The organism is Collinsella sp. AM20-15AC (assembly GCF_003471405.1).
Classification (GTDB): Bacteria; Actinomycetota; Coriobacteriia; order Coriobacteriales; family Coriobacteriaceae; genus Collinsella.
This window is the reverse complement of record NZ_QRJA01000014.1, coordinates 46,658-64,396: the sequence shown is the minus strand read 5'-3', so window position 1 is coordinate 64,396 and position 17,739 is coordinate 46,658. Positions and strand designations below refer to the sequence as shown.

The window sequence follows — 17,739 nt, the reverse complement described above, 5'->3', positions numbered from 1 at the left end:
CGGTTCGACGAACAGCCGATCGTGTCAACCTTGGTCTAACAGAGCCAAACAATAAGCGAAACGCGAAAAGGGGGCTCGCCATGTGGTGGGTCCCCTTTTGAACATTGGAGAAGAGTATGGGTATTAAAGCGTGTGCGGCTGGTTTTTGCTGTGCGGACGTCTATCAAAACATCGGCGTGTTCTATCCGACTGGTAACGGCATTGACTGGGGTATCCATCTTGCACGAATGGGCGTTTCGGTATCCGCCGTGTCGGTTGTCGGCAAGGACGAGTACGGAGACAAGATGAGAGAGGCGCTGGCCGCCGAGGGGTTCGATATCTCACATCTGCGGGTGGAGGATGGCGACACCTCGGTGATGCTCATGGCATTGAAAGACGGCGTCGATCGCGTGCATCTCGAGGCAATCGATGGCGTAATGGAGACATATCGACCGAATGAAGACGACCGGGCGTTTATCCTGGAGCATGACATCATTCATACCGACCTGTTTGGCAATTGTTTGGACCTCCTGCCCGAATGGCATGATGCGGGCAAGACGGTGGTTATGGACTTCTCGGTGTTCAGCCAAGATCCCGAATATGCATGTGAGGCTCATTTTCCTTACGTAGACTATGCGTTCATGTCGTTTGAAGAGGACACTCCGGAGCTACGAGACTGGGTACGCCACGTGCAGGGATTGGGACCGCGCGTTGCGGTTGCCACGCTTGGCGAGAAGGGAAGCATTGCCTATGACGGTGAGCGCTTCTATGAGTGCGGGATCGTACCGGCGGAGAAGGTCGTTAATACCGTGGGTGCCGGCGACTCGTATATTGCCGGGTTTACCAAGGGCGTGATCGATGGCCTTGATATTCCGGCGTGTATGAAGGCGGGCGCTGAGCTGTCGTCCCGAGTGATTGGTTCGTTTGAGCCGTACTAGGGTCAAATGCCTGGAAAGGAGTACGAAATGGTTATCGACATGTTGGTTCAGCCCATGCTCTACAGCGAGATCTGTACGCCGGGTGATGAGCCTGATGGATTCGGTTTTTGGTCACGAGAATTTGGTATGGGGCATATGGGCCCCATGGATTGGGATGAGCTTCAAGTCGAGATGGACGTCTGCGATGTGCAGAAGAGCGTGCTCATGCCGCTCGATGTAACCACGGCATGCGGAGGGCATTTTGGCACCAATGACCAGATTGCCATGCTGGTTGCCGCGCATCCCGATCGTCTGTGGGGATTTGCGAGCGTAGATCCGCAGGTGAGCGGTGCCGCAGACGAATTGGAGCGCGCCTTTACCGAGTTGGGGGCAAAGGGGCTTTGCCTGCATCCTGCAAAGCAGGGTTTTGCCCCCGATGATGCTGTGGCCGAGCCGCTTTACGAACTGTGCGAGCGCTATAACAAGCCGGTGGTTTTCCATGCCGGTATGTCTTGGGAGCCGGGCGCAGAGCTATCGCGCAGTAACCCGCTTGCATTTGAGCACACAATCGCAACGCATCCAAATGTGCGTTTTAGTTTGACCCATTTTGGCTGGCCCTGGGTGCGCGAGACCGTGGCGATGCTGCTCAAGTATCCCAACTGCTACGCGGACACCTCTATCACTTACATCGATTCGCCCGAGGAGATGATGCAGCGTCTTTTCACGGTCGATATGGGGCCGCTGTGGTATGAGCGCGCGCTATCGCACCAAGTGATGTTCGCCAGCAATACGCCGCGCTTCCGTGCATTCAAACTCAAGCGGGCGCTCGATACCGTGCCCATGCGCGATGATGCGCGAGAAAGGCTCTACTGGGGTAATGCCCTGCGTTTTCTTGAAGGGGATGAGTGAACATGGTGACGCTCGAGACATTGAGCTATCTATCGACTGCTCCGGACCAGTTCATCGATATTACCGAGGACGTGCACGCTGCCATCGAACGCAGCTCGGTGACCAATGGCTTGGCGGCGATTATTTTGTCGCATACGACCTGCGGAATCGTGGTAAACGAGGGGCTGCCCTGCGTGGAGACGGATCTTATGGAGACGCTTGATCGCATCGCCCCACTCGATGCCCCCTATGCGCATGCACACTTCCTGCCGAGCTATGGAGCCACCGGTAACAACTCCTGTGGGCATATCAAGAGCATGATTTGTGGAAACAGTTGCTTCTTTCCCGTCCAAGATGGCCACATCGTGTGCGGAGGTGCCCAGAACATCTATCTTGCGGAGTTTGACGGTCCGCAGAAGCGAAAAGTGTACGTCGAGGTGCTGGGGGAGTAACGTCCCTGCAATGACCCTAAGAAGGAGCACGTTATGTCGTTTCTAACCTCGATGTTCAAGACCGAAAAGCCGGTTATCGGAATGCTGCACCTGCGTCCTCTGCCGGGCGATCCACTGTATTATCCGGGCGGAAGCGTGTCGCAGGTCGTGGAAGCCGCCAAGCGCGATCTCGAGGCGTTGCAGCAGGGCGGTGTCGATGGCATTTTGATTACCAATGAGCTCTCGATGCCCTATGAGCAGCACGTTTCTCCCTCAACCCTTGCATCGATGGGCTATGTAATCGGGGCTCTATCCCATGATCTGTCGACTCCTTGGGGAGCTGAAGCTATTTACGATGGTGATGCCACAATCGAGCTGTGCGCTGCCGTCGACGCTCAGTTCACGCGCTGCAATTTTTGCGGTGCCTGGGCCGGTGATCTCGGGCTGATTAACCGAGATTTCGCTCACACCATGCGTCGCAAGGCGGCGCTGCGCCTGGACGACCTCAAGCTTTTTCACTTCATCACGAGCGAGGGGGAGGTTTATCTCAACGACCGCACGACTGCGGACATTGCCGATTCACTTCTCTTTAATTGCCTACCGGATGCGATGGTCATCGGCGGTTCGGCTGCCGGTCGCGGCGCTTCGGGCGAGCTTGCCGATGAGGTCCGCGAGCGTGTTGGCCAAGTACCTGTGGTGTGTGGCACCGGTTGTCGCGAAAATACCGTGGCTGACGTATTTGCTCACTACGATGGCGCGTTTGTCGGCACGTGCTTAAAGCGCGATGGAAAGCTGGATGCCCCGGTTGATGTTGAGCGGGTAGCTCGTTTTATGGCTGCCGCTCGCACGGCGCGAGGGGAGTAGGCACCTATGGCGTTCTATCTGGGTATTGATATTGGGACAAGTGCCTCTAAAGGCGTTTTAATCGATGATCGATGCAACATCGTTTGCCAGGCCTCTTGTGGACACGAGACGGACAACCCGCGTGATGGATGGTACCAGCATGATGCGGAGGCAGTTTGGTGGGGCGATTTTTGCCGCTTGTCGCGCGAGCTGGTGGTGCGATCGGGGGTTAATGCGGCGCAGATTGGATGCGTGGGCCTTTCCGCATTGGGTTGCGACTGCGTACCGGTCGATACCGAGTGCAACGCGCTGGCGCCCGCGATTTTATATGGAGTCGATGCACGTTCGAAGCCGCAGATTGACGAGCTTCTTTTCGAATATGGGTCAGATCGCGCGCGCGAGCTTTTCGGGCACGATCCCTGTTCGTCAGATATTGCTCCTAAGATCTTGTGGTTTAAGGAGAATATGCCCGAGGTGCACGAACGTGCCGCGAAGTTCCTGACGGCCTCATCGTTTCTGTGCGCGAAGTTGACGGGGCGTTTTACGGTGGACCGTTATTTGGCGGAGGTTTTTCTTCCCCTATATGACCGCTACACTTGGAAGGTTGATGCTCGGGAATGTGCTCGTTTCTGCCGGCCTGACCAGATGGCGGAGGTAATGTCGGCTACCGATATTGCCGGGGTGATTACGCAGCGTGCGGCTGAGGCGACGGGGCTCGCGGCAGGGACACCTGTCTTAGTGGGAACGGGCGACTCTGGTGCCGAGGCCATTTCGACGGGTGTATTCCGTCCCGGCGATATGATGGTTCAGTTGGGGAGTACGGCGTATTTCATCTACCTAGCTGATCATATGATCGATGATGCCCGTCTGTGGCCAGGGACGTTTATCATTCCCGGAACTTACGGGATCTGCGCGGGGACCAATACGGCGGGTGCGCTCACATCGTGGCTGCGCCAAGAGCTGTATCGCGACGCCGTAGAGGCCGAGGGCCACGGTGGCCCCGATGCATATTCGGTTATGGCGCATGATGCCGCCGACGTGGCGCCGGGTGCCGATGGGCTCCTGTGTCTGCCGTACTTTGCGGGGGAGCGTACTCCGCTCAATGATCCCGAGGCGCGTGGCGTCTTCTTTGGCCTGACCGGAAGGCATACGCGAGCCCATATGGTTCGCGCCGCCTTGGAAGGCGTCGCGTATACCGTTGCATCCCATGTCGACATTATCGAGCGAGAGCATGGACTGACAATTGGGCGCATTATGCTTGTCGGAGGTGGAACCAAGAATCCAGTTTGGATGCAAGCTATCGCCGACGTATGCGGGCGCGAGGTCTCGGTTGCCAAGGTTACGGTGGGCGCATGCTTCGGTGATGCCATCATGGCAGCTCTCGCAGGTGGCGCCTATGCATCATGGGATGAACTCGCCCGAGTCCTTGGCGTTGCGCAAACAATCGTGCCCGATATGACTGCCCACGAGCTATATGCGTCGCGCCGTCATATCTTTGACGAATTGTATGCGCGCAACCGTGATCTCATGCACGAATTGGTGTAATGCTGCCGAATTGCACTGCCTATCAATAGGGACTGCGTTGTACGATTCGCATGTCCCTTGGCATTTTTGCCACAGGGGTTAGCGAAGGTCAAAAACAGAGTGCGCATTTGCTAAAACTGCCGACTCGATGCGCTTTGCGTCACAGTTTTTGAGCGAGGCGATGCGCATCGAGGTCCTTGTGAGCGATCTGATGAGCGACTGCGCACTTGTTTCCGTGTTTGGCTCGGCCGGCGCATCGGTTTCGAGCAGTAGACGGTCGAGTGGAATCTGTCGGGCGTATTCGCGTCCGCGCTTGGTGGCGAGCATGCGCTCGTTCACGGAAAAATAGCAGCCTGCGTTTCGCGCGCGGGCGAGTTCGTCCGAAGTGCCGCTAAACCAGTGGAAGATGATAGCGGGGGAGTCAGGGTTTGGGATGAGTAGTCCATGCGATTCGAGGACGTCCAGTACGGCTCCTGCCGAACGAACGGCGTGAATTGATATCACGCGCCCGGTAAGAGGATGCTGCACGAGCGCATCGCAGAGCCGGTCAAGTGCCTGTATTTGAAGCGGCTCGCTTCCGGCAAAGCGCACGGAAAAGTCGAGTCCGACTTCGCCGATAAAACGCTCTTGCGCAGCGACTTCGCAAAGCAGGTCGATTTCGGTAGCGCTGCATCGGCCGTCGGCGAGCCACCAGGGATGGAGGCCGACGCCCGCGATGATGTTCGGGTGGTGACTGGCGCGTGTTTTTGCTGCCGCGAAGTCGCGTGGGTCGACGCCGCAGTCAAATAGACCCAGGCCCAGTGCCGTCGTCTCATCGGCAACGGTATCCGGGCAGGCCATCAAATCAAGATGACAGTGTGCATCAAACAACTGCGGCTCCATCGCGGCATCCCTGCTAGTCCAAGCGCTGACCGTCCGCGCGGACGCGCTCGGTGCCGCGCCCGCTCACCTGACGAATGACCTCGCCGGCAATCATCTGGCCCATGATGGGCGGCATGAAGCTCGCGGTTCCCAGCTCGGTACGCTCGTGGATGTTGGAAGGGTCGCGGGGTTGAGTCTTAACCGACTCCTCGCAGCTAAACAGTACGTGCAGGCTCTTGATTCCGCGCTTCTTACATTCTTTGCGCATGATGCGGCTCATAGGGTCACGTACCGTATCGAAAATGTCGGCAAAGCGGAGGCACTCGGGATGGAGCTTGTTGGCCCCGCCCATGGAGCTAACCAAACGAATGTCGTGGTCCTGAGCATATTTGGCAATGGTGAGCTTGGCCGAGATGGTGTCGATGGCGTCGATGACGTAGTCGAGCTTGCCGCCCGTCTGCTCCAAAACGCTCGCGAAGAAATCATCGATGTTGTCGCTCAGCAAGTATTCAGTTCGCTTGATGACGGTGGCGGCGGGATTGATGTCGTGGATCATGGCTTCCATCACGTCAACCTTGCGCTTGCCGACGGTGCTGTGAAAGGCGATGGCCTGGCGATTGATGTTGCTGGGCGCGATGATGTCCTTGTCCAGGATCACGAAATGGCCGATGCCGCCGCGGGCGAGCGCCTCGCAGCAGTTGGAACCCACGCCGCCGCAGCCGAGCACCAGCACCGTGGCGTTGGTGAGTTTATCAAGCGCCTCGCGGCCCATGATGATCTCGAGCTTGGTGTCGCGTGTCTCGACGGGACCTGCAGCTGCGGTTTCGGTCATAGATATCCTCCGATGGGGAAGCGGATCGATTTTTGGCTAATGTCATTATAGGGACTATCGCGATTCCATTTGAGCCCTAGGGGCTTGTTGAAATGAGATTGGGATTCGCATAAGATGAAGCAGATGGCACCCGTTGCCGCGGGTTAGCCAACTCCGAAACACGTTTATGGCGTGAGAAGTGGCCGTCTTCGCATTACGCGGGGGCGGCTATTTTTTTGAGTATAAGATTAGACAGTTAGACAAACATCTAAATATCGAGTATAGTGTGCGCGTCGAACGAAATACTGAGAGGAGGTCCTATGCCGGGAGAGGGTTTTAAAGCGCTGGCCGATCCTACACGGCGTCACATTTTGGAACTGTTGCGCGAGGGCAATTGTACGGCCGGAGAGCTTGCCGAGCATTTTGACATCAGCAAACCGTCATTGAGCCATCATTTGGCGACGCTCAAAAACGCCGGGTTGGTGACCGATGAACGTCATGGCCAAAACATCGTATACAGCTTAAACACCACCGTCATGCAAGACTTGATCGGTTGGTTTATGGGCTTTACAAACACTGAAGGTGATAAGAATGAATAACGAAAACAAGGGCATTCACGCCACGGGGGTATCGCCACGCGTGTGGATTGCGCTGGTCGCTCTGTGCGTCGCCAACGTCGTAGTGCACCTCATGGTGATGCCGAGCTTGCCGGCGCAGATTCCCACGCACTGGGGCGCGAACGGCGCCGTCGACGGTTGGGGTCCTAGCTGGATGGCCTCCGCGCTCGGCGTGCTGCCTCTGGCACTTCTCGCGATGTTCTACGTCGTGCCAAGCATCGACCCCAAGGGCGAGGCGTATCGGACCTCGGGCAAGTTCTATCAGGGCTTCGTAATCGCCTTCACCTTGTTCATGTGCGCTATAAGCTGGCTGGGAGAGCTTACGGTCTGGGGCGTGGTGCCGGCGGTCGGTTCGGTCAACGTGCTGATTTCCGGTGTTGTCGGTTTGCTGTTCATCGGCGTAGGCAACTACTTGCCGCGTGTGAAGCAGAACTATACGCTCGGCATCAAGACGCCCTGGGCGCTTGCCGATCCCGAGAACTGGCGCCGTACGCAGCGCTTTGGCGGTGCCTGCTTTATGGTACTGGGTGTTGGCCTGATTGTGATGGGCGTGGCGGGAAGCGTGCTTTCGAGTGAAGTCGTCGCCGCGGTGATTGCGGTTCTGGCGTTTGGTTCAGCCGGAGCCGTCTACGTCTACTCGTATCTGCTGTGGCACAAATCGCAGAGATCCGCTCGTTAAGGTTGCGGAAAACTAGCGTACGCAGTTCATAGTATGTTCCGGGGGACTTTTCCCAGGTAGTATTAGGGGGTGTGGGCAACCATGCCCCTTTTTCGTTACGTTTCAGAGCTGATTTCCTCATTTCGTTTCTACTAAAGCGAAACAAGAATAGGGAAACGGCAGGTAGAAAGGATAAAACAGGTAAATGGCAGAGTTTATCTACCAGATGTATCAGGCTCGCAAGGCCCATGGCGACAAGGTGATTCTTGACGACGTGACCCTGAGCTTCTATCCCGGTGCTAAGATCGGCGTCGTGGGCCCCAACGGCATGGGTAAGTCGACCCTGCTCAAAATCATGGCCGGCATTGAGGAAGTCTCCAACGGCGACGCCAGGCTCACCCCCGGCTACACCGTAGGAATCCTGCAGCAGGAGCCGCCGCTCGATGACGACAAGACCGTCATCGAGAACGTGCGCATGGCGTTTGGCGATATGCTTGCCAAGGTCGATCGCTTCAATAAGATCGGCGAGGAGATGTGCGACCCGGACTGCGACATGGACGCCCTCATGGCCGAGATGGGCAAGCTCCAGGACGAGATTGATGCCGCCGACGGCTGGGATATCGATTCCAAGCTCGGTCAGGCCATGGACGCCCTTCAGCTGCCCGATTCTGACATGCCGGTCAACGTGCTCTCCGGCGGTGAGCGCCGTCGCGTGGCGCTGTGCAAACTGCTGCTCGAGGCTCCCGACCTGCTGCTGCTCGACGAGCCCACCAACCACCTGGACGCAGAGTCGATCCTGTGGCTCGAGCACTTCCTGCACAACTACCAGGGTGCGGTCCTTGCCGTCACGCACGACCGCTACTTCCTGGACAACGTCGCCGAGTGGATCTGCGAGGTCGACCGCGGCCATCTCTACCCCTACAAGGGCAACTACTCCACGTATCTGGAGACCAAGGCCGCGCGTATCGAGGCCCAGGGCAACCGCGACGCCAAGCTCGCCAAGCGCATGGAGGTCGAGCTCGAGTGGGTGCGCAGCTCGCCCAAGGCTCGCCAGGCCAAGAACAAGGCCCGTCTGGCTCGCTACGAGGAGATGGAGGCCGAGGCTCGCGCAAGCCAGAAGCTCGACTGGACCGACATCCGCATTCCCGTCGGCCCGCGTCTTGGCAACAAGGTGCTCGAGGCCCATCATCTGCACAAGGAGTTCGATGGCCGTGTGCTCATCGATGACCTTTCGTTCACCCTGCCGCGCAACGGCATCGTGGGCGTGATTGGCCCCAACGGCGTGGGCAAGACCACACTGTTCAAGACCATCGTGGGCCTGGAGCCGCTGACCTCGGGCGAGCTCGAGATTGGCGAGACCGTCAAGATCTCCTACGTCGATCAGAACCGTTCTGGCATCGACCCCGATAAGAACCTGTGGGAGGTCGTCTCGGACGGCCTGGACCACATGATGGTGGGCGAGACCGAGGTTCCGAGCCGCGCGTACGTGGCGAGCTTTGGCTTTAAGGGCCAGGACCAGCAGAAGCGCGCCGGCGTACTCTCCGGTGGCGAGCGCAACCGTCTGAACTTGGCGCTCACGCTCAAGCAGGGCGGCAACCTGCTGCTCCTCGACGAGCCCACGAACGACCTCGACGTCGAGACGCTGTCCTCGCTCGAAGCGGCGCTGCTCGAGTTCCCGGGCTGCTCGGTGGTCATTAGCCACGACCGTATGTTCCTAGACCGCGTTGCCACGCACATCCTGGCGTGGGAGGGCACCGACGAGAACCCGGGCAACTGGTATTGGTTCGAGGGCAACTTCGAGGCCTATCAGGCCAACCGCATCGAGCGCCTGGGCGAGGACGCAGCCCAGCCGCATCGTATTCACCGCAAGCTGACGCGTGACTAGGTTGATGTGACAAAGGGACAGTCCCTTTGTCACATAACTGAGAGAATAAAAAACGCGGCGAACGTTTTTGTGACGTTCGCCGCGTTTTGCTATTCGTTGGATTCTTCAACCTTGTCGATGGTCCAGGTGGCTCCGAGGCCTCCGGTGGTGTTGCGGCGGATGCGCACGGTGACTTCGTGGCGCTCGCCGGCCTGCGTGTAGCGCAGGGGGAAGCTTGCGCGGTTTCGCGCGGCCTCGATGGTACCGCGCTCGCGGGCGATCCAGTAGTACTCGCCGACGATGCCGAGCGTGTCGGCGCCGTAGGGGAGATAGGTCGACAGCTGGTGTAGCAACGGACCGGGGCAGAAGACCTCGGTTGCGAAATCGACGGGGAGGTCCTCGGGGATGGTCGGTGCTGCGGGTGCAGGCGCCGGTACTGCAACGGGGGCCGGAGCCGGTGCGGGTGCGGTCTGGTCATAGACAGGTGCGGATGTGGACTCGATGACGGGTGCAGACTCAGGCGCCGGTTCCGGCTTAACTGCGGAATCTGTCGGTTCCACGGAGACGGATGCGTCTTCAGTCTCGGTTTTGGCATCGGTTTGCGGGGCGTCCTCTGCCTCGACAGACGGCTTTGTCTCGACCGGCGTGGATGCCATGGTGGTGATGCCGGCGTTGGCGTTCTCGGGGTCATAGACGACCGTGAGCGAGATGGCGGGCTGCGGCGTCTCGGGCTCCGGCGCCGACTCGGTAGCGCCTTGATCGGCGGGCTCGTCGGACTGATCGTCCTCGGCCTCGTTGCCAAAGACATCGCTGTTTTGGAACGCAGGCGTCTCGGGTTGGTCGGCGGCTTCTTCGGCTGTCGACTTGGGCGTTTCGTTGAGCTCCACAGTTGCTTCCTGCTCGGATATGACTTCGGGATCGGTCGTGGCGGCGATTTCGGTTTCGGCTTCTGCTGTTACCTCAATAGCGACTTCGATCTCTGTCTCGGGCTCGGGTTCCGGAGCGACTTCGGCCACGGGCTCGGGCTCGGGACGCTTAACGTGCTTGGGGCGCACGGCCTTGAGGTCCTTCTCACCGCGCTTCTTCTTTTTGTAGGACTGCTTGGCGCCCTTGGCAGCCTTGGGCTTGTCCTCGCCCTTGGCAAGGGCGGCATCCCATGCCTCGTTGGCGATGACGGTGGCATACAGGCGACCGCCCTTAAAGACGGTCAGCTTAATGCAGTCGTCGAGTTACTCGAGCAACTCGCGCGTGGACTCGAAGCCTAGGTCATAAGCAGTCATGTCGCCAGCGGCGAGAGCCTCTTCGACCTGCGTCATAAACGTTTGCTTGCCGCATCCAATCGCATCGCGCAGCAGGCGATACAGATAGATGTGGTTGCCCAGCGAAAGCGTGGGCCTAACTATTGTCTTGCTCATGGCAAATCTCCTCTTTACACATGTAAAGCATCTTACCATCGCATGGCGCTCGCCATGACGGCGCCCAAGGCAAACGGGCGCGAACCGCTGTCGATTCGCGCCCGTTGTACAGGTTGCCTATCTGGGGATGCAGTGCTTAGTTGCCCGATGTCGTGCCTTGGTTTGAACTGTCAGATGCCGTGCCCGATGTGGTGCCACTCGAATTGCTGTTGCTGCTGTTTGCTGTGCCCGTTCCCGACGTGGTGTCGCTCGTCTGGTCGCCCGTGCTCGGCTGAGAACCGTCGGTCGTTTGGCTTGAGTCGGTCGTGCCGGACGGCGTGCCACTGTTGGCCGTAGAGGAATCGGTGCCCTGCGATTGGTTTTGGGTGTTCGAGGACGAATTGGCAGAGGCAGAACTGTCTTGCGGGTCGTCCGTCTGTGCCTGCTGATCTTGCGACTGGGTGTTGCCATTTGCATCGCTCTCGGTCGTGCGCGACGACAGGATTGGCTCGGGACGCTCGCCCAGACCCTCGCCGGCAGTGGTGATAAGGATGGCGCCGGCGCAGGCGATGACCGCGACGATGGCGATAGCGATCGAGAAGACGATGACCTTCTTTTGCGTCTGGCTGCGCTCTGCAGCGGCCTTGGCGCGCAGGCTGTTGGGGGCGACGCGCGCCGTGGTCGCGCGCCCCGCAATCTGGCGCATCTCCTGCGTAGTCGCGGCGCCGCCCAGGTGCTCCTCGACATTGGGCTCAACGGGCTCGTAGGCGCCGGCAGGGTAGTCGACAGCGGCGTGCGTGCTCTTGATTGCTTCGGCGCTGGCGGAGATAAAGTGGCGATAGATCTGCGAGGACACAACAGTGATGACTGAGCTCACAGCGGCACCAATCACCGAGCCGGCAATGCCGATCTTTGAAGCAAGCGCCACGCTCGTGGCGGCAGCTGCGGCGCCGGCGATGATCTGGGGAATGGAAATGTCGTCGAAAAGGCCCTTTTTGGGCGCAATGGCCATGGTCTGTCCGATGGAATGGTTCTCGTGCACGCCGTTGTTGAGCGATGCCGGCGTCATGACGCGCGTGCGCGGCGCGTCGGTATATTCAGTCGTCATACGGGGTCCTCCCGGTTCGTTTAGTGCTGCGACAGGTTGTTCAGCCCTCAGGGTACCCAGTCGGTGTGAACCGGAGATGGATTCGCCCGCAACACCATCAACTCACCAAAGCGCGAAACTTCTTCTCAGGCTGATCGAATGAAGACGGGGCGAATCGTTCGGATGTCGAAAGGAAGGTTGACCGGATTTGAAATCCCGTGGAATAATCGGGCTCGCGGCGCTGTTGCTTGCGCCGGGTAGGGAGCGTCATGAAAATCCTTAAGCGGATCAACAACAATACGGTTATCTGCGTAAACGCCAAGGGCCGTGAACTCGTGGCAATTGGCCGCGGTATCGGGTTTCCCAATGGCCCCGATGAGGTCACACTCGATAAGATCGAGCGAACCTTCTACGGTGTCGACTCGCGCTACCTAGCGCTGCTCGACGAGATCGATCCTCAGGTGATGGAGTTCTCCGCCCAGATTGCCGATATCGCTCGCTCCAACATCTCGCGCGAGCTCTCGGCAAACCTTCCCTTTACCATGGCTGACCATATCTCCTTTGCCATCAAACGCTGCCGCGAGCATATGTTTGTGCAGATGCCGCTCTCCTATGATGTGCAGCAGATGTACCCCATTGAGTACAAGATCGCCAAGTTCGCGATCGAGGGCATCAATCGCGGCTTCAACGTCAAGATGCCGCGGGGGGAGGCGAGCGGTATCGCGCTCTGTATCGTCAACAGCGTGGTCGCCTCGTCTTCAAAGGCCAAATCCAATACGGTGCGTAAGGACGAGGTGATGCTCGAGAGCTTCACCAAGATTATCGAATCCGAGCTGGGGGTTTGCGTGGACCGCGACGGCTTTGACTTTTGCCGTTATGCCACGCACGTGCGCTACCTGTTAGAACGCGTGCAGACAGGAGAGCCCCTCAACACGGAGAACGGCGCGCTTTACGGACCGCTCTGCGAGCAGCATCCCGACGTGGCCGTGTGCGTCGACCGCATGGCCGCGCTTATCGAAGAGCGCTTTGACGCCGGGCTCGCCGATGAAGAGAAGGTCTACCTGATGCTCCACGTCAATCGCGTCTGCGCGGGATCTAGGTCCTAATCGACCGCTCGCCGCTGAAGTTTGACCGTTGGCCGGTTTCGACTTTCGTAAAAGCAACTGTTGGATGTAGTTTCATAGTCACATAAGGTGTTATTCGAGAAGAGCCTCGAAGCATGACGTAGACAGTTCCCTGTCCGCTTTGTGCTTTGGGGCTCTTCTGTTTTTGTCTTCTTCTTGCTTTTCTCGATTTGCCTCGTGTCAGGCCTGCCGTAATCGGTTCTTCGCGTGTGCGCAAACGGGAAGACAGAAAAGCAAGGGAGTTCAGCTATGACTGACAATAAGAAAATCGCCGCGGACGTGCTCGAGGCCGTCGGTGGCAAGGAGAACGTGACGTTTGTAGCGCACTGTATGACGCGCCTGCGTTTTAACCTCAAAGATATCGATGCCCCCGATATCAAAGAAGTGAAGAAGATTGGCGGTGTGTTGGGTGCTCAAATCTCCGGAGGGCAGTTCCAGGTAATCGTGGGCCAAAACGTGCCCAAGGTTTATGACGAGCTCTGCAAGATCGGCGGCTTTGCCAAGCAGGACGCCATCGACGAGAACCTTGATGCTCCTAAGCAGAAGCTCACACCTAAGGTTATTGGCAATAACATCCTCAACTACCTGTCAAGCTCCATGGTGCCTATGATCCCCGTCCTAATGTGTGCTGGCCTGTTCAAGACCGTAGCGGTGGTGCTGGGACCTACGATGGCGGGCGTGCTGTCCGACACAAGCGACCTTTATGTTCTGATGAACATGGTTTATGACGCAGCGTTCTATTTTATCCCCATCTACCTTGGCTATAATGCGGCTAAGAACATTGGCGTAACGCCTGTCCTCGGTGCCTTTATGGGCGGCATTCTTATCGACCCGACCATGATTCAGCTTGCGACCGATGGAGCTCAGTTCTCCGTTTATGGCATTCCCTGCGTCGCCGCAAACTACACAAAGACGGTCCTTCCCATTCTTCTGTCCGTGTGGGCGATGAGTTATATCGAGCGCTTCTTCCGCAAATATGTGCCAGATACCCTTTCAACGGTTTTCGCGCCTTTCCTTACCATGGTCGTCGCTGCTCCTGTGTCTCTCTGCGCTCTCGCCCCTGTTGGTTCATGGGCCGGTAATGCCCTCGCCGCCGGTTTTGAGTTCCTTGGTACTTCCGGTGGTATCGCCGCCATCCTCGGAGGAGGTATTCTGGCGGGTCTTTGGTGCCCAATGATTATTACCGGCATGCATGTGGCGGTTGCGATGATTGCCATCGCTAACTATATGACTGTGGGAACCGACAGCTTTGTTTTGGTTGCGACGGGCGTTAGCCTTTGGGCGACCTTCGGCTGCGAGGTGGCGACCTGGCTCAAGCTGTGCGATAAAGACGAGAAGAGCATGGCATTCGGCTATTTGGTCGCAAACATTGTCGGAGGCGTCGGCGAGCCTTTCATCTACGGCATGATGCTGCGCTATCGCCGCGTGTTTGTCTGGAAGATTATCGGATCCTTTGTTGCCGGTGCGCTTGCAATCGCTCTCGGAGCCACGGTTTATACTGCCGGCGCGGCATCTAACTTCTTGGAGTTCCTCGCGTTTGCGGGCGGCGGGACCCAGAATCTCATCAACTTTGGAATCGCTGCTGGTGCAGGCTTCCTTGTGAGCGCCTTGGGCACGTATTTCCTGGGCTTTACGGCGGATGAGCTCGAGAATGGTCCCGTTTCCGAGCGTTAAGTTTTCTACGGCCTGCGTGTGGCAGGACGCATTGGAAGGGCGTCCATGACGCCCTTCTCTTTTTGTATTTCCGATGTTTGGGCGGCGTGTGCCGCGAAGAGTTGGAGTTGGAATGAACATAGAGTTTGGAATCTCGAAGATTGACGTAACACCCCAGTCTCCTTGCCGCATGGGCGGCTACAACAGAAAAGGTGCCTGGACGGATGTTCTTGATCCTATTGAGGTCAACGCTAGCGCTGTCTGTGTTGATCTTGTCCCGTTTATTCTTATCGAGCTCGATTCAATAATGGTGTCGAAAGATTTTTCCCTTTCGGTCAAGAACGCCGTATCGTCAAAAACGGGCATCGATTCGAGCAATATCGTCGTCGCATGCATTCATACCCATTCTGCACCATGCTATTTTAAGCTTGCCTACGAGGACACGTTACCTGAAACCGAATTGACGAGTGATTTGATTGGCTTGGCTACCGAGGCGGCGGTATCTGCATGGGCGTCCAGGTCGAAGGCGACCGTATCGATGGAGATGTTAGGCATCGAGGGACTGTACGGGAATCGAAATGTTCAGGGCGGTCCGGCCGATAAACAGGTAAGTATTTTCTCGTTTGAGGACGCTCAAGGTGGTCGCCCAATTGGAAAAATGCTGTTCATGTCCGCTCATCCTACCATCCTTAATGGGAAAAGCGCCGTCCTCTCTGCTGATTTGATTGGGCATGTCAGGCAGCGTTTGGAGAGGAAATATGGCTGTCCTGTACTTTGCGTCAACGGAACGTGCGGGGATGTGTCGACGCGTTTCTATCGGCAAGGGGAGGGAGTTGCCGAACTCGAGCGTACGGCTAACGAACTTTGCGCTCAAATTGAATCCAAGCGTGAGCGCGCGGCACTCAGAGTTGATACTCCGCGTTGGGGCTCTATCAGCATGAAGAGTGTCTACGATGCAAAAACAGATCCGGATTGGATCGAGATGACCAATCGGATAGAGGCTATGGATGCGAGCCCGATGCGAGACTTTCTCCTTAAGCGGCAACAGCTTAAGCTCTCGATGGGGAAAATCGAGCTTGAGCTTCCGAGCCAGTTTGCGGTAATTGGTAACTGCATTTTTATCACGATGCCATGCGATACGTGTAGCACATTAGGCTTGGATTTTAAGAGGGCGTTTAGCCAATACAACGTCTTTGTTATCGGCTATGCGAACACGTACTGCAACTACCTTGTGCCTCAGGAAGACTACGGCAAGTATTTTGAAACCTACAACTCGCGAACGCCGCGCGGGGTTGCCGATGCGTTCGTTGCGCGAATCATTCAGGCGGTCGGTGCCGCGCTATAGACCATCGTGGTAGATGAACCGGTCAGGATTATACGGAGCATGTATTGTGTCAATCATTGAACCTCTCATCCAACAAGTCCTTATCATGTTTTTGCTCATGGGAATGGGCTACGCTCTAAACCGCTTGGGCATATTGAGCGAGCAGGCTGCAATAGAATTCGGAAAGTTGCTCATCAACCTTGTGATTCCCGCAATCATTCTCAAATCATTTTGGATCGAGTATTCGTTTCAGAGGATGTATGAGTTGGGAATGACCTTAATGCTGTCGGCGGCGATGTTGTTGCTCGCTTGCGTTGTTGCCCGCCTGTTGTTCAGGGGCCGTCCCATCGACATTTTTGCTGCGGCATTCTCGAATGCTGGATTTGTGGGAATACCCCTTGTTGAAGCGGCGCTTGGAAAAGATGCCGTGTTTTTCATCACGTGCATGATCGCTCTTCTCAATGCCATGCAATGGACATACGGGCAGTATCTGCTGTCGGGGTCTAAAAAATGTATGAGTCCTAAAGCGATCCTGACAAGTCCAATGGTCATGGCTTTATTGGGCGGTTTCTTGATTTTTATCCTTCGTGTCCCAACGGTCCCTCTGGCACAGTCAGTGCTTTCGTATATCTCGGGGCTCAACACTCCGCTAGCAATGATGACTCTCGGTATCTATCTTGCTCAGTCTGATTTGATGGCGCTCCTGAGGGCGAAAAGCTTGTTTGCCGTCTCATCGGTCAGGCTGCTTGTCATTCCGATTCTTTCGCTCCTGTTCCTATGTCTCTTTCCATGTGATAGGTCAATTAAGATGGCGCTGCTGATTGCGGCTGCGACCCCCACCGGCGCGAATGTAGCTATCTTTGCCCAGCAGCATAATAAGGACTATCGATATGCATGTGGAACAGTCTGTGTTACCACCCTTCTGTCTATGTTCACTATGCCAGCGATAGTGTCCTTGTCTCAGCTAGTGTTCTAGGCGCTATGCCACGCACCTGCGGATGAACGCTTCGTGGCGGTCGATTATGGCCGGGGCCCAACAATCCGGACCGCCGTCGATCGTGCTGGCAACAGATGCCATCAACTCATCAAGGGGGCTTGCTATCATTGGTGCACTAGCTTGATGCTAAACTGAATTAATGATTGCGAGGTGGTTTACGTGATGTACCCGTATATGACATTCGAAGATGGTACCGAGGTCATTCATTCTGACCTGATCACAGATGGCGATATCGAAAAGGTCATCGTGCATTTTGAACGACCGACGGCAGAGGGTTTCGACTCCGCTCGTTGCGAGCTGCCTTCTTACAATTGGACCATGTGGGAGGGGCGTTTTACCGACGAGGAGAAGCGAGGTTTTGAGACTTTTCTGAGCAATAACGCCCATCTGCTGTATCGCTACGCCGCAAACGGAGGAGCTAAAGTTGCCTAGCCTTTTTCTTATTGGCGGCTATCGGGTCTTCTTTTGGTCCAATGAAGCGGGCGAGCCAATCCATGTCCATGTTTGCAAGGGGGCGCCTTCAGATAACTCGGCCAAAATCTGGCTGACTCGAAGAGGTGGCTGCATTGTCGCTAATAACAAAGCGAAGATCCCCCGGAGCACGCTTGATGACCTCTGTGAAATCATCGCCGCTCAGCATGAATTGATTTGCTCTAAATGGAAGGCATTTTTCCTTGTGGACGAGATCTCGTTCTACTGCTAAACGTCATCCCGGCTTCTCTTTTCCAATTTTAATCATGAGCTTGTCCCATCTGTGCTGATTGAAC

The 17,739-nt window shown here is 56.8% G+C and carries 19 protein-coding genes; 14 read left to right on the top strand and 5 right to left on the bottom strand.

The window, feature by feature from the left end; translation table 11 throughout:
* Nucleotides 1-116: 116 nt before the first annotated feature.
* From frlD to DW233_RS06125, 5 genes are read left to right on the top strand one after another with little or no spacing between them, the layout of a single operon-like run.
* Nucleotides 117-917, top strand: coding sequence for a fructoselysine 6-kinase (frlD, locus tag DW233_RS06145; protein ID WP_118267283.1), 801 nt, complete (start codon nucleotides 117-119; stop codon nucleotides 915-917).
* A gap of 27 nt (nucleotides 918-944) precedes the next feature.
* Nucleotides 945-1,805 carry an amidohydrolase family protein gene (locus DW233_RS06140; RefSeq protein WP_233544600.1) on the top strand — a complete coding sequence of 287 codons (861 nt, stop codon included), beginning with the start codon at nucleotides 945-947 and terminating at the stop codon, nucleotides 1,803-1,805.
* Nucleotides 1,806-1,807: 2 nt separating this feature from the next.
* Entirely contained in the window at nucleotides 1,808-2,236 is a 429-nt protein-coding gene (locus DW233_RS06135) for a secondary thiamine-phosphate synthase enzyme YjbQ (RefSeq protein ID WP_117735290.1), read from the top strand.
* Nucleotides 2,237-2,269: 33 nt separating this feature from the next.
* Nucleotides 2,270-3,079, top strand: a complete 810-nt coding sequence (locus DW233_RS06130) for a BtpA/SgcQ family protein (RefSeq protein ID WP_118267279.1) — start codon at nucleotides 2,270-2,272, stop codon at nucleotides 3,077-3,079.
* Nucleotides 3,080-3,085: 6 nt separating this feature from the next.
* On the top strand, nucleotides 3,086-4,603 hold the full coding sequence (locus tag DW233_RS06125) for an FGGY-family carbohydrate kinase (RefSeq protein WP_118267277.1): 1,518 nt from the start codon (nucleotides 3,086-3,088) through the stop codon (nucleotides 4,601-4,603).
* Nucleotides 4,604-4,681: 78 nt separating this feature from the next.
* Here DW233_RS06125 and DW233_RS06120 read toward each other — a convergent pair whose 3' ends face one another.
* On the bottom strand, nucleotides 4,682-5,464 hold the full coding sequence (locus tag DW233_RS06120; RefSeq protein WP_118267275.1) for a TatD family hydrolase: 783 nt from the start codon (nucleotides 5,462-5,464) through the stop codon (nucleotides 4,682-4,684).
* A 13-nt stretch (nucleotides 5,465-5,477) separates the two neighbouring features.
* Nucleotides 5,478-6,275 carry a ThiF family adenylyltransferase gene (locus tag DW233_RS06115; RefSeq protein WP_118267273.1) on the bottom strand — a complete coding sequence of 266 codons (798 nt, stop codon included), beginning with the start codon at nucleotides 6,273-6,275 and terminating at the stop codon, nucleotides 5,478-5,480.
* 299 nt (nucleotides 6,276-6,574) lie between these two features.
* Here DW233_RS06115 and DW233_RS06110 point away from each other — a divergent pair, with 299 nt between their 5' ends.
* The 3 genes from DW233_RS06110 (at nucleotide 6,575) to ettA (ending at nucleotide 9,414) form a co-directional block, all read left to right on the top strand.
* Nucleotides 6,575-6,853, top strand: coding sequence for an autorepressor SdpR family transcription factor (locus DW233_RS06110; protein WP_118205976.1), 279 nt, complete (start codon nucleotides 6,575-6,577; stop codon nucleotides 6,851-6,853).
* On the top strand, nucleotides 6,846-7,550 hold the full coding sequence (locus DW233_RS06105; protein WP_118267272.1) for an SdpI family protein: 705 nt from the start codon (nucleotides 6,846-6,848) through the stop codon (nucleotides 7,548-7,550). The genes DW233_RS06110 and DW233_RS06105 overlap by 8 nt, the downstream gene beginning before the upstream one ends.
* A 184-nt stretch (nucleotides 7,551-7,734) precedes the next feature.
* Entirely contained in the window at nucleotides 7,735-9,414 is a 1,680-nt protein-coding gene (gene ettA / locus DW233_RS06100) for an energy-dependent translational throttle protein EttA (protein WP_118267270.1), read from the top strand.
* 89 nt (nucleotides 9,415-9,503) lie between these two features.
* On the opposite strand, the gene DW233_RS06095 is transcribed toward ettA, so the two are convergent.
* The 3 genes from DW233_RS06095 to DW233_RS06085 form a co-directional block, all read right to left on the bottom strand.
* Entirely contained in the window at nucleotides 9,504-10,448 is a 945-nt protein-coding gene (locus DW233_RS06095; protein WP_118267268.1) for a hypothetical protein, read from the bottom strand.
* Between the two features lie 174 nt (nucleotides 10,449-10,622).
* Nucleotides 10,623-10,808 (bottom strand): hypothetical protein, encoded by a 186-nt coding sequence (locus tag DW233_RS06090; RefSeq protein ID WP_118267266.1) that lies wholly within the window; start codon nucleotides 10,806-10,808, stop codon nucleotides 10,623-10,625.
* Nucleotides 10,809-10,944: 136 nt separating this feature from the next.
* A complete protein-coding gene (locus tag DW233_RS06085; protein WP_118267264.1) occupies nucleotides 10,945-11,895 on the bottom strand; it encodes a hypothetical protein in 951 nt (316 codons plus the stop codon).
* A 248-nt stretch (nucleotides 11,896-12,143) separates the two neighbouring features.
* Between DW233_RS06085 and DW233_RS06080 the strand changes: the two genes are divergently transcribed.
* From DW233_RS06080 to DW233_RS06055, 6 genes are all read left to right on the top strand, one after another.
* Nucleotides 12,144-12,980, top strand: coding sequence for a PRD domain-containing protein (locus DW233_RS06080; protein ID WP_118267262.1), 837 nt, complete (start codon nucleotides 12,144-12,146; stop codon nucleotides 12,978-12,980).
* 267 nt (nucleotides 12,981-13,247) lie between these two features.
* Nucleotides 13,248-14,672, top strand: coding sequence for a PTS transporter subunit EIIC (locus tag DW233_RS06075; RefSeq protein ID WP_118267260.1), 1,425 nt, complete (start codon nucleotides 13,248-13,250; stop codon nucleotides 14,670-14,672).
* A gap of 112 nt (nucleotides 14,673-14,784) precedes the next feature.
* Complete coding sequence (locus DW233_RS06070; RefSeq protein ID WP_117773912.1) at nucleotides 14,785-15,996, top strand: hypothetical protein; 1,212 nt, start codon at nucleotides 14,785-14,787, stop codon at nucleotides 15,994-15,996.
* A 46-nt stretch (nucleotides 15,997-16,042) separates the two neighbouring features.
* Nucleotides 16,043-16,951, top strand: a complete 909-nt coding sequence (locus DW233_RS06065) for an AEC family transporter (RefSeq protein ID WP_158550973.1) — start codon at nucleotides 16,043-16,045, stop codon at nucleotides 16,949-16,951.
* Between the two features lie 183 nt (nucleotides 16,952-17,134).
* Nucleotides 17,135-17,404, top strand: a complete 270-nt coding sequence (locus DW233_RS06060) for a hypothetical protein (protein ID WP_117635421.1) — start codon at nucleotides 17,135-17,137, stop codon at nucleotides 17,402-17,404.
* Nucleotides 17,397-17,675 carry a DUF4160 domain-containing protein gene (locus tag DW233_RS06055; protein ID WP_117635420.1) on the top strand — a complete coding sequence of 93 codons (279 nt, stop codon included), beginning with the start codon at nucleotides 17,397-17,399 and terminating at the stop codon, nucleotides 17,673-17,675. The genes DW233_RS06060 and DW233_RS06055 overlap by 8 nt, the downstream gene beginning before the upstream one ends.
* The last annotated feature ends 64 nt before the right edge of the window (nucleotides 17,676-17,739 follow it).

Excerpts from the sequence above, each read along its gene's own strand:
- frlD (WP_118267283.1), top strand. The coding sequence starts at position 117 with ATGGGTATTAAAGCGTGTGCGGCTGGTTTTTGCTGTGCGGACGTCTAT.
- DW233_RS06140 (WP_233544600.1), top strand. The coding sequence starts at position 945 with ATGGTTATCGACATGTTGGTTCAGCCCATGCTCTACAGCGAGATCTGT.
- DW233_RS06135 (WP_117735290.1), top strand. The coding sequence starts at position 1,808 with ATGGTGACGCTCGAGACATTGAGCTATCTATCGACTGCTCCGGACCAG.
- DW233_RS06130 (WP_118267279.1), top strand. The coding sequence starts at position 2,270 with ATGTCGTTTCTAACCTCGATGTTCAAGACCGAAAAGCCGGTTATCGGA.
- DW233_RS06125 (WP_118267277.1), top strand. The coding sequence starts at position 3,086 with ATGGCGTTCTATCTGGGTATTGATATTGGGACAAGTGCCTCTAAAGGC.
- DW233_RS06120 (WP_118267275.1), bottom strand. The coding sequence starts at position 5,464 with ATGGAGCCGCAGTTGTTTGATGCACACTGTCATCTTGATTTGATGGCC.
- DW233_RS06115 (WP_118267273.1), bottom strand. The coding sequence starts at position 6,275 with ATGACCGAAACCGCAGCTGCAGGTCCCGTCGAGACACGCGACACCAAG.
- DW233_RS06110 (WP_118205976.1), top strand. The coding sequence starts at position 6,575 with ATGCCGGGAGAGGGTTTTAAAGCGCTGGCCGATCCTACACGGCGTCAC.
- DW233_RS06105 (WP_118267272.1), top strand. The coding sequence starts at position 6,846 with ATGAATAACGAAAACAAGGGCATTCACGCCACGGGGGTATCGCCACGC.
- ettA (WP_118267270.1), top strand. The coding sequence starts at position 7,735 with ATGGCAGAGTTTATCTACCAGATGTATCAGGCTCGCAAGGCCCATGGC.
- DW233_RS06090 (WP_118267266.1), bottom strand. The coding sequence starts at position 10,808 with ATGAGCAAGACAATAGTTAGGCCCACGCTTTCGCTGGGCAACCACATC.
- DW233_RS06085 (WP_118267264.1), bottom strand. The coding sequence starts at position 11,895 with ATGACGACTGAATATACCGACGCGCCGCGCACGCGCGTCATGACGCCG.
- DW233_RS06080 (WP_118267262.1), top strand. The coding sequence starts at position 12,144 with ATGAAAATCCTTAAGCGGATCAACAACAATACGGTTATCTGCGTAAAC.
- DW233_RS06075 (WP_118267260.1), top strand. The coding sequence starts at position 13,248 with ATGACTGACAATAAGAAAATCGCCGCGGACGTGCTCGAGGCCGTCGGT.
- DW233_RS06070 (WP_117773912.1), top strand. The coding sequence starts at position 14,785 with ATGAACATAGAGTTTGGAATCTCGAAGATTGACGTAACACCCCAGTCT.
- DW233_RS06060 (WP_117635421.1), top strand. The coding sequence starts at position 17,135 with ATGTACCCGTATATGACATTCGAAGATGGTACCGAGGTCATTCATTCT.